The sequence below is a fragment of the Prevotella micans F0438 genome (assembly GCF_000243035.1).
GTDB classification, from domain to species: Bacteria; Bacteroidota; Bacteroidia; order Bacteroidales; family Bacteroidaceae; genus Prevotella; species Prevotella micans.
Genome location: NZ_JH594521.1, coordinates 579517 through 588779, shown reverse-complemented (window position 1 = coordinate 588779; position 9263 = coordinate 579517). Strand labels below are relative to the sequence as shown.

Below are 9263 nucleotides of genomic sequence, written 5' to 3'. Positions count from 1 at the left end.
ACGTTTCCCCACCGGGAAGTAGTCTAACTTTTTTCTAGGGCGACGTTTCCCCCACCCGGGAAGAGCAACTTTTTTTCTCAGGCGACGTTTCCCCCACCCGGGAAGAGCAACTTTTTTCTCAGGCGACGTTTCCCCCACCCGGGAAGAGCAACTTTTTTCTAGGGCGACATTTCCCCTGCCCGGGAGACAGACAGAAAATCATTGCGAGTTCTGTAAAAATAGGTAGATTTGCGTTCGTAAATTTCAATAATACAGAGATAGACGGCAATTCGGATGAGAATATAATTTCACGACTCGCGTCACGGAAAATCCCATCCGCACAAGTTGAATATCGATTAAAACACATCTAAGTAAAATGACAAAAGTTTTTGTAATGAGCACCTGCCCTGATTGCACGCAGGTTAAGACCCGGTTGACCGGCAACCCCGATTATGAATTGATAGACATTGGCGAACACGTCAGGAATCTTAAGCAATTCTTGTCTCTTCGCGATAATAATCCGGCTTTCAATCAAGCAAAGGCTAACGGCAGTGTCGGCATCCCATGTTTCCTCCTCGAAGATGGAACCATTCAATTCTCGATGGATAATCTTACCATTGATTCAGCCCCTTCCAGTGGTTCCTGCAGTCTGGACGGCAAAGGCTGCTAATAGCAATGGAACGCAAAACGAGATTCGCTTATAGGCGAATCTCGTTTTGCATTCTTATGTTATGTTTCTACGAAGAAATAGGTATTAAGATACCCCCTGCAGAGCCTGCGAAATGCGTTGCAGAGCCTCCATGAGAATGAGTCGTGAAGTAGCAATGTTTATGCGGATGTAGCCCTCGCCGGCCGACTGGCCGTACATTGTGCCACTGTTCAATCGCACGTGAGCCCTTTCAAACAAAAGTTCAATAAGCTCGTCGGAAGTCAGCTTGGAGTTCCTAACATCTACCCAAACAAGATAAGTGCCCTCCAAACGAAGCACCTCAAACGCAGGAATGTTTTGTGCGAAGAACTCTTTGAGGGCGTTATAATTTCCAAACAAATAATTGTTAAGTTCGTCTATCCAGTCTTCGCTTTTATTGTAAGCGGCTTCGAGAGCAATCGGGCCGAACGGATTCACATCACAAACCTCGAAAATATTGATAGCACGATTTATTCGGCGCCTCAACTCGGCATCTGAACAAATGATATTTGCAATCTGTAATCCTGCAAGATTGAAATTCTTTGTCGGCGAATTAAGCGTCACCGAGTTATTCAAGCAATCGTTAGAAACACTTGCGAAAGGAGTGAACCGATGGCCTGGCATAACCAGCTCGCAATGGATTTCGTCGCTCACCACACGCACGTTGTGTTCCATACAGATTTCATTCATCTTAAGCAATTCCTCTTTTGTCCACACCCGTCCGGCCGGATTGTGAGGATTGCAGAGCAGAAACGCAACCACTTTTTCGTCGGCACAACGGCGTTCAAAGTCATCCCAATCCATCACATACGTATCGCCCTTGCGAAGCAATGGTGTTTCTTCAACTAGACACCCCTGATTGCGTATGCTCGAGAAAAAACAATTGTAGGCCGGTGTTTGCATGAGAATCTTTTCGCCCGGCATAGCCAAAGCCTTAATCGTTGCACTGACAGCCGGAACAACCCCCGTGGTATATATAATCCACTCTTTGTTGATGGCCCAGTTGTGCCGACGACCGAACCAACTGATTATCGCTTCATAATAACTTTCCGGTACCATTGCATATCCGAAAACACCATGCTCAACTCGCTCCTTCAGTGCGCGTTGAATTTCGGGAGCCACAGAAAAATCCATATCGGCAACCCACATCGGTATGATATCCTCGGGCATTGCGCCATCATCCCACTTATAACAGTTTGTTCCGCGACGATTTACAACATTATCAAAATCATATTTTTTCATCTTATGCAGTTTTTTCAGTGATAATCGTGTTGTGTCCTTTAGCAAACTCATCGTAGGTTACTTTTCCCACCTTGTCGGCTATTATCCTACCGGATATCGGATTCTTAATCTCTGAAATTTCGCCCAAAATCGTTGCGTCGATTCGTTTACTGTCCTCGAAAGCGCGGTCGCAAGCAGAATCGAAAGTACAATCCTCGAGTGTTATTCCGTCGAGATAGCACAAGGGCTGTTCGCCTGCAATATGACATCGAACCAATCGCACGTTCTTTGAATGCCACGCCAAATACTCTCCGTCAAGCACAGAATCGAATACTGACACATTGTCGCATTCCCAGAAAGAATCTTTAGTTGTTATGCGAGCGTTGTGGACCTCAACATTCTTACAGTATTGGAAAACATATTTAGAATCAGAAACCAAACCATCAACGAACACATTTTCGCAGAACATAAAGGGATAGGTTCCGTCATGAAGTTCAAGATTACGCACACGGAGTCCGATAACTTTCCAGAAAGTTTCATCAGCGTCGTTTATCTTCACATTTTCCAGTTCGAGGTCTTTCATCTCACGGAAGAACTTCGGACCATCTATAATACAGTCGCGCATCTTCATTTTGTTCGAGTACCAAATTGCCGAACGCGACCCCGCAGCGAAATAACAATTCCTAATATCGCTCCCGTCGACATGCCACCAGGGATATTTTCCATAGAATTTCGACTGTTCACACGCAACGTTCTCACAACATTTTATACCCGATTCCCCATCAACTATCTCTATGTTCGACAGCCGGACATTCTTTAAGCCGAACAACGGCCGTTCGCCGCCAAACTTTTTATTTTCTATTATTTCCATCCTGAATTATTTATTTAAACCGACGTATTAAACACAAAATCAATGCCAGATGGGCCATTTTACACTTTATAGAATTATTAATATATTTGCGACATCTAATCAAAACCTTTTTAAAATGAAAACAAGTACATTCTTATTTCTTTTGCTCGCAGCAAGCTCTATAACCGCGAGCGCACAGTCAACTAAACCTCAGACACCTTCATCCACAAGCGAGATTCACTTCGATTTCGATTATTCTGATTGGAACAATTGGGCGACATACTCGCTAGAAGCGCGCGACGGCTCAAAGTGGTCATCTGGCAATGGACGTTTCGAACACGACTATGCACCAGGCTACAAAATGGATAATCCCGTTGTAGACGACTGGATGGTAACACGCAAAGTCTACAAAATAGAACCGGGAGCAAAAATCGACTCGATTAAGATTTGGAACGTTAGTTGGATGATGCAAGTATATGAAGGCGACACCATAGGCGTTTATTTCCTACAGGGCGACAGACATCCGAACAAAGCCAAAAAACGTATCCTGGTGTTCGACATGCGCGGCGACAACTATAAAGACCGCGCCGACATCATCCGCAAGAATATTCCCCTTCCCACAGTTGATGGCCCCTTCCACATCGCGTTGAGATACAGAAATACAAAAACTCCAAGTAACTGGTATCAAATCGGGTTCGACGACATCTGCTTCAGAGGAATGAAGCAAACCACAGGTATCGAGAAAATCGCAGAAACCAAGAACCAACTATCTTACACCTTATGTAATAGTAGGCTGCAGCTAACCCGCATCATTCAAGGCTCACGAATCCGAATCTTCTCCTCCGACGGCCGAATCGTTTATTCTGCCATTTGCCCTGCCACAGAATGCGCCATTGACCTATCCTCTCAAACAACAGGAATATATATTGTAGAAGTTTCGAGCGGAAAACAAATTATCAAGCAAAAAATCGCCATCGGCAAGCCTGTCGAGAAATAATTAAATACAGTATTCATAATATCAGATTAAATCAACAAAGACTTTTTAGGATAACATCTAGCTTCGGCTTCGGCCGAAGCGTTTTTTTATGCTAGCCGGCGATCTTACGAATCGAGCAAATATTTCTTCAGGCTATTTTCCCGCAATCAATCTTCTCTAGAAACTATCGCCAGCTCTCTCAACTGTCTAAAAGTCCGATAAAATAGCCTCAGGACAGAATTCTCACACGAAACTGTTGCGTATATCACTAGAGATGGCTACTTTTGCTTTCAAATTGCAAAATAATAACACGCCCGCCAAACGCGAGCAAAAACACATGAATATGGACAAAATAGACAAACTCGACAAAAAAATTTTAGAGATACTTTCTAAGAGCGCAAGAACTCCATTCAAAGATGTTGCTGCAGAATGCAATGTTTCTAGAGCAGCAATTCATCAGCGTGTGCAACATTTGGTAGCTAATGGAGTAATCACGGGGAGCTGCTTTAACGTAAATCCAAAGAGTCTAGGATACACAACATGTACCTACGTTGGTATGAATCTCGAACGTGGCTCGATGTACAAGGATGTAGTTGAAAAACTCAATACCATACCCGAAATCATCGAGTGTCATTTCACCACAGGCCCCTACACTATGTTACTTAAACTCTACGCAAAAGACAACGAGCAACTCATGAACTTACTAAACAACAAACTTCAGAGAATACCGGGTGTTGTGTCAACTGAAACACTAATTTCGTTAGAACAAAGTATTAAACGAGAAGTACCTATATTACAAGAATAGAATAGAATAAAAAGCAGCAAAGACTGGCAATGTCCGTATCGAGCCCTAAACCAACAAGCTGAAAAAATCTATCGGGGCAAGACCGAACATCGTCAGTCTTTTCTTTGCATAAAAACAGCCAACTCAAACTCCAAAAAATGAACTACGATTTAAACGCTCAGCTCGAGCCAGTATATTCCAGATTTCCCGAAGCAACGACGCGTCCAATCATCGGAATAACCTCGAATTTCATGAACGACGACGCATGCCTACGAAAATTCTATTACGAGCAGGTAGCCGCTGCAGGAGCAACCCCCATAATTATTCCCCCCATCAGAAACACCGACATCATTTTAAATACACTTGCACAACTCGACGCCTTACTGCTTAGCGGCGGAGGCGATATAAACCCCCTCTGGAGCGGTGAAGAACCAATTCGCGAACTTCACAATATCAACTCCGAACGCGATTTGCCAGAGTTGTTAATTACACGACTAGCTTTCAATCAACAAATACCAATCTTAGGAATTTGTCGAGGTATGCAAACACTAGTAACAGCTCTCGGTGGAAAAGTGACTCAAGACATTTACATCTCTCACCTTCCAGAAACAGCACAAACTCCTGACCGTCCGTCATACACCTCGCCACAAAATATTCAGCGCCCCGCCACCATCAAACATTCTCAAGACGCCCCAGCCAACGAATCAACACATAGTGTAAAGCTCGAAAAAGGTTCGATAATTCATTCTATCTACAAAACCGAAAGAATATTTGTAAACTCATTCCATCATCAGGCTGTGAGCTTTCCCGGCGAAAAATTCAAGACGACCGCAACGGCGCCCGATGGTGTTATAGAAGCGATTGAAAGTAACGAATTTAAGAACATCCTAGGCGTTCAGTGGCACCCCGAACGCATGCAGCGCGAAGGTCAACCAATTTTCCGCTGGCTCGCAACACAAGCTGCAAACTTTAATGAAGTTAAACAACTTCACAAACGTATGCTAACCCTCGATACACATTGCGACACACCAATGTTCTTCCCACAAGGAGTTAAATTCAACTGCCGTGAAAGTAAAACACTCTACGATTTGCATAAAATGACCGACGGACTTCAAGACGCAGTCACGATGGCAGCCTATCTTCCACAGCCAAAACTTGGCGAGTCGTTTTCATCTAAAATAGATATTATTGGACTCAAACGTAACAATCCCGAACTTGGCGACATTTTAGACAACATCTCACCTGCCCGATATGCTAATCTAGTTTTTGACAAGATTGAGAAAATAGTCAAGGACAATCAAAAATACGTTAGCATAGCCCGTACACCGGCTGATCTTTACGAGGATAAACGTAAAGGAAGAAAGAGCATTATGTTTGCAATCGAAAATGGACTTGCGCTAGAACATAATCTCTCGAATGTGAAGCAATTTGCACAACGCGGAGTCACTTACATAACGCTTTGTCATAACGGTGATAACGATATCTGCGATTCAGCTCGCGGAAGTAACATGCACGGCGGTTTAAGTGCTTTTGGGCGTGAAGTCGTTTCAGAAATGAATCGCAACGGCATTCTTGTCGATCTCAGTCATGGGGCTGAAAGCAGCTTCTATGACGCACTCGAGTTAAGTTCGCAGCCAATTGTCTGTAGTCATTCTAACTGTAAAGCCCTATGCAACCATCCGCGCAACCTATCAGACGACCAGTTACGGGCCCTCGCAAAAAAAGGAGGTGTTGCACACACTACACTATATAAAGGATTTCTTACAGCAAGCGAGGCAACAATCCTCGACGTGCTCGCACATCTTGAGCATGCAATAAAAATAATGGGAATCGACCATGTAGGAATTGGTACAGATTTCGACGGCGACGGAACAGTTCGCGGAATGAGCGACGCAAGCGAAATGCTCAACTTCACACTCCTACTTCTCAAACGAAGATTTAACCCGCGAGATATCGAGAAAATATGGGGTGGCAACTGGCTCCGCGTCATGTCACAAGTCCAAAGCGTTCGCAACAAATAAACAAAGATCTCAAACTCACAAACAATGAAAAAAGCAGCAAAATTAATCCTACTAGTTTTAGTAGTCGCGCTATTTACGCAAGCAAGTAACTCGTGCATAGGGCACAAAAAACAATCCGGCGAAACCGATACCGTAGCTATTCAGAAGCCGTGCGGACCGATTTTTAATCCAGACTCAGCGATAACATTCACTGCAAAACAATGTAGCTTTGGACCACGCATCATGAACTCTCCCGCACACGATGCCTGCCGAGAATGGATCGTTTCAAAGTTCGCACAATATGGTTGCACAGTAAACCAGCAAAAAACAAATCTCACAGGATACGATGGAACACAACTTCGAGCAACAAACATCATAGCACAATTCAACCCAAAAGCAACTCGCCGAATACTAATTTGCGCACATTGGGACAGCCGTCCATGGGCCGACAACGATCCTGATTCAACGAATCATAAAAAACCAGTGCTAGCAGCCAACGATGGCGCATCGGGAGTAGCTCTAATGCTTGAAATTGCACGTTGCTTAAATTCAGACAGTACTTTCGCGGGAGGTGTAGACTTCGTATGTTTCGATGCAGAAGATTGGGGAGTACCTACATGGGAAAAAAACTTTATCGGAAACCAGGAAGACACGTGGGCACTTGGCGCACAATATTTCGCTAAGAACCTGCCACTTTCAGTAAAGCCCGAATTCGGGATACTAGTAGACATGGTAGGTGGTGAAGGTGCGCAATTCTATCAAGAAGGAATGTCACTCAAATTCGCTCCAAAAATTGTAGACAAAGTGTGGAATGCAGCACACACAATTGGATACGGAAGCTATTTCCCAAAAACAACAGGCGGAATGGTCACAGACGATCATCTACCACTAAACCAATACGCAGGCATCCCAACAATTGATATCATAGCTTTCTATCCCGATTGCGAACAAAGCTCATTTGGCCCCACCTGGCACACTATCAGCGATACAATGGAACACATTGACAAGAACGTCATGCAAGCCGTTGGACAAACCATTCTGCAAGTTCTTTTCAAAAGCTAAACCGTTCACAGTCTAGAACACATTCCATCCAACTATTTTGTTAGCATGCAGACAGCTCAATACAACCCATCCAATTAACCGCAAGTCTTCGTTAATAAATTATATCTATTTGGCCGGCCCTGTGAGGAGCCGGCTTTTAATTTATTGTATCTACACTAACCCTTCAGTCTTATAGCTCGAAATAATTTTACTGCATTTTATAGTAAGGGCAACTAATCTGCCAATGTCTGTGAGGTCTCCTTCAAAGAGAGCATTATTTTACGTTTCTAATTCTTTCAGATTCAACCTCACGATGTTATACTATTAATTAGCTATACACTTAACTCTATCGCGTATATACATACTTTCGCCAATTAGAGAATAAAGAAATGTGCTGTAATAAAAAAATAAGCGAGAACTCTTTTAAAAGAATTCTCGCCTTTGGGGTGGAAGGTCGGACTCGAACCGACGACATTCAGAACCACAATCTGACGCTCTAACCAACTGAACTACGTCCACCATTTAAGTCTATCATTGACACCTTTGCAAAGGTAAATGTTTTGTGAAATTCTGCAAAGGGTTTCTTTCCTTTTTCATTATCATGTCTTTATTTTGCTGGCTTTTCCGCACTGTTTTGTGTTGCAGGCTTATTAGCCGGAACTGCTTGTTTTTGCTGACTTGCACCGAAGTTGGGAAGGTTATTAGGGTTTGTTTTGCTGCTTTCTGTTGCGGCTTGCTCTACAACGCTTTCTTCGTTAACTGCTGAAGGAACCACGTAGGCGCATACAATGCTAACTACAACCATTGCTATGGCGAGACTCCATGTTGCTTTCTCAATAAAGTCAGTAGTTTTGCGAACTCCCATAATAGCGTTAGATGAGGCGAAGTTAGAGGCTAGGCCACCACCTTTAGATTCTTGTATCAGAACGATGCCAATCATTAGGAGTGCTATGATAACAATGAGAATAACTAAGAGGAAATAAAAAGACATTGTTTTATTGTTTATTGTTTATTATTAATTTCTCAAGAAACCTTATCTGGTCTGCAAAGTAACTGTTTTTTTTTGGATGAGCCAAATCTAAACGTTTAATAATTTCCAGGGCGTTAGCGTATCTTCCTTGCTGAATATAAATGCGTGCAAGAGTCTCGGTGAAGTATTCATTTTGGTCATTTTGTAATGGTTCTTCAATGTCAAGGGGTTCGTATTCGGGTTCTTCTTGGAGAGTTATTTTACCGCTTTCGTTACTAATGAAGTTATCAATGAGCGTTTGGCCTTTGAGTTCGGGGGTGCTATGCTCTTGATTTCCGTTATCGGATTGCAGCAGATAGGAAACATAATCTATCGTTGCGTCAGCTGGTGTGGGCTTTTTGGTTTCTTCGGATGCTTTGGGTTGGGATTTTGGTATTTGACTCAGGAAGTCGTCGATGAGAGACGTAGTTCTATCTCCGGACGGCGTAGACTCAATGACCTTTTTAACTTGTTGAGGCTTATAGTGTGCTGCTTCGACGAGCTCGAAGAGTGTTTGGCGATTGGTGATGTAGACGGCTGCCCGACGTAACTCTTCGTCGAACGTCGGGTCGTGCAGCAGGAAAAGATTTTGAAGCAGTAGGATCCTCGCCGGCTGATAGTAGGGATACAAGGCGATTAGGCTGCGCAAATCGTAGAGTGTTTCCTTATCGAGTTCTTCAGGATGCTTAATGAGGTGAGTTATATTCATAATCGA

The 9263-nt window shown here is 43.5% G+C and carries 9 protein-coding genes and 1 tRNA gene; 5 read left to right on the top strand and 5 right to left on the bottom strand.

The window, feature by feature from the left end; translation table 11 throughout:
* Positions 1-355 precede the first annotated feature (355 nt).
* Positions 356-649 carry a hypothetical protein gene (locus tag HMPREF9140_RS02390; RefSeq protein ID WP_006951509.1) on the top strand — a complete coding sequence of 98 codons (294 nt, stop codon included), beginning with the start codon at positions 356-358 and terminating at the stop codon, positions 647-649.
* Between the two features lie 84 nt (positions 650-733).
* Here the strand turns inward: HMPREF9140_RS02390 and HMPREF9140_RS02385 are convergent, their stop codons facing one another.
* Together HMPREF9140_RS02385 and HMPREF9140_RS02380 are read right to left on the bottom strand one after the other, a co-directional pair.
* Positions 734-1909, bottom strand: a complete 1176-nt coding sequence (locus HMPREF9140_RS02385; protein ID WP_006951508.1) for a MalY/PatB family protein — start codon at positions 1907-1909, stop codon at positions 734-736.
* 1 nt (position 1910) lies between these two features.
* Complete coding sequence (locus HMPREF9140_RS02380; RefSeq protein WP_006951506.1) at positions 1911-2759, bottom strand: DUF3737 family protein; 849 nt, start codon at positions 2757-2759, stop codon at positions 1911-1913.
* Positions 2760-2874: 115 nt separating this feature from the next.
* On the opposite strand from HMPREF9140_RS02380, the gene HMPREF9140_RS02375 reads away from it, so the two are divergent.
* The 4 genes from HMPREF9140_RS02375 (at position 2875) to HMPREF9140_RS02360 (ending at position 7560) form a co-directional block, all read left to right on the top strand.
* Positions 2875-3735 carry a T9SS type A sorting domain-containing protein gene (locus tag HMPREF9140_RS02375; RefSeq protein ID WP_006951505.1) on the top strand — a complete coding sequence of 287 codons (861 nt, stop codon included), beginning with the start codon at positions 2875-2877 and terminating at the stop codon, positions 3733-3735.
* Positions 3736-4057: 322 nt separating this feature from the next.
* Entirely contained in the window at positions 4058-4519 is a 462-nt protein-coding gene (locus HMPREF9140_RS02370) for an Lrp/AsnC family transcriptional regulator (protein WP_006951504.1), read from the top strand.
* A gap of 137 nt (positions 4520-4656) precedes the next feature.
* Positions 4657-6519, top strand: coding sequence for a gamma-glutamyl-gamma-aminobutyrate hydrolase family protein (locus HMPREF9140_RS02365; RefSeq protein WP_006951503.1), 1863 nt, complete (start codon positions 4657-4659; stop codon positions 6517-6519).
* Positions 6520-6543: 24 nt separating this feature from the next.
* Positions 6544-7560: a M28 family peptidase gene (locus tag HMPREF9140_RS02360; protein WP_006951502.1), complete on the top strand. Its 1017-nt coding sequence runs from the start codon at positions 6544-6546 to the stop codon at positions 7558-7560.
* Positions 7561-7981: 421 nt separating this feature from the next.
* Here HMPREF9140_RS02360 and HMPREF9140_RS02355 read toward each other — a convergent pair.
* The 3 genes from HMPREF9140_RS02355 to HMPREF9140_RS02345 form a co-directional block, all read right to left on the bottom strand.
* Positions 7982-8058 (bottom strand) — tRNA-His (locus HMPREF9140_RS02355).
* Between the two features lie 88 nt (positions 8059-8146).
* Positions 8147-8530, bottom strand: coding sequence for a preprotein translocase subunit SecG (gene secG / locus HMPREF9140_RS02350; protein WP_006951501.1), 384 nt, complete (start codon positions 8528-8530; stop codon positions 8147-8149).
* 4 nt (positions 8531-8534) lie between these two features.
* Positions 8535-9257, bottom strand: coding sequence for a hypothetical protein (locus tag HMPREF9140_RS02345; protein WP_006951500.1), 723 nt, complete (start codon positions 9255-9257; stop codon positions 8535-8537).
* Positions 9258-9263 lie beyond the last annotated feature (6 nt).

What these genes read in the sequence shown, in the direction of transcription:
- HMPREF9140_RS02360 (WP_006951502.1), top strand. Translation starts at nt 6,544, where the DNA reads ATGAAAAAAGCAGCAAAATTAATCCTACTAGTTTTAGTAGTCGCGCTA.
- HMPREF9140_RS02390 (WP_006951509.1), top strand. Translation starts at nt 356, where the DNA reads ATGACAAAAGTTTTTGTAATGAGCACCTGCCCTGATTGCACGCAGGTT.
- secG (WP_006951501.1), bottom strand. Translation starts at nt 8,530, where the DNA reads ATGTCTTTTTATTTCCTCTTAGTTATTCTCATTGTTATCATAGCACTC.
- HMPREF9140_RS02380 (WP_006951506.1), bottom strand. Translation starts at nt 2,759, where the DNA reads ATGGAAATAATAGAAAATAAAAAGTTTGGCGGCGAACGGCCGTTGTTC.
- HMPREF9140_RS02385 (WP_006951508.1), bottom strand. Translation starts at nt 1,909, where the DNA reads ATGAAAAAATATGATTTTGATAATGTTGTAAATCGTCGCGGAACAAAC.
- HMPREF9140_RS02375 (WP_006951505.1), top strand. Translation starts at nt 2,875, where the DNA reads ATGAAAACAAGTACATTCTTATTTCTTTTGCTCGCAGCAAGCTCTATA.
- HMPREF9140_RS02345 (WP_006951500.1), bottom strand. Translation starts at nt 9,257, where the DNA reads ATGAATATAACTCACCTCATTAAGCATCCTGAAGAACTCGATAAGGAA.
- HMPREF9140_RS02365 (WP_006951503.1), top strand. Translation starts at nt 4,657, where the DNA reads ATGAACTACGATTTAAACGCTCAGCTCGAGCCAGTATATTCCAGATTT.
- HMPREF9140_RS02370 (WP_006951504.1), top strand. Translation starts at nt 4,058, where the DNA reads ATGGACAAAATAGACAAACTCGACAAAAAAATTTTAGAGATACTTTCT.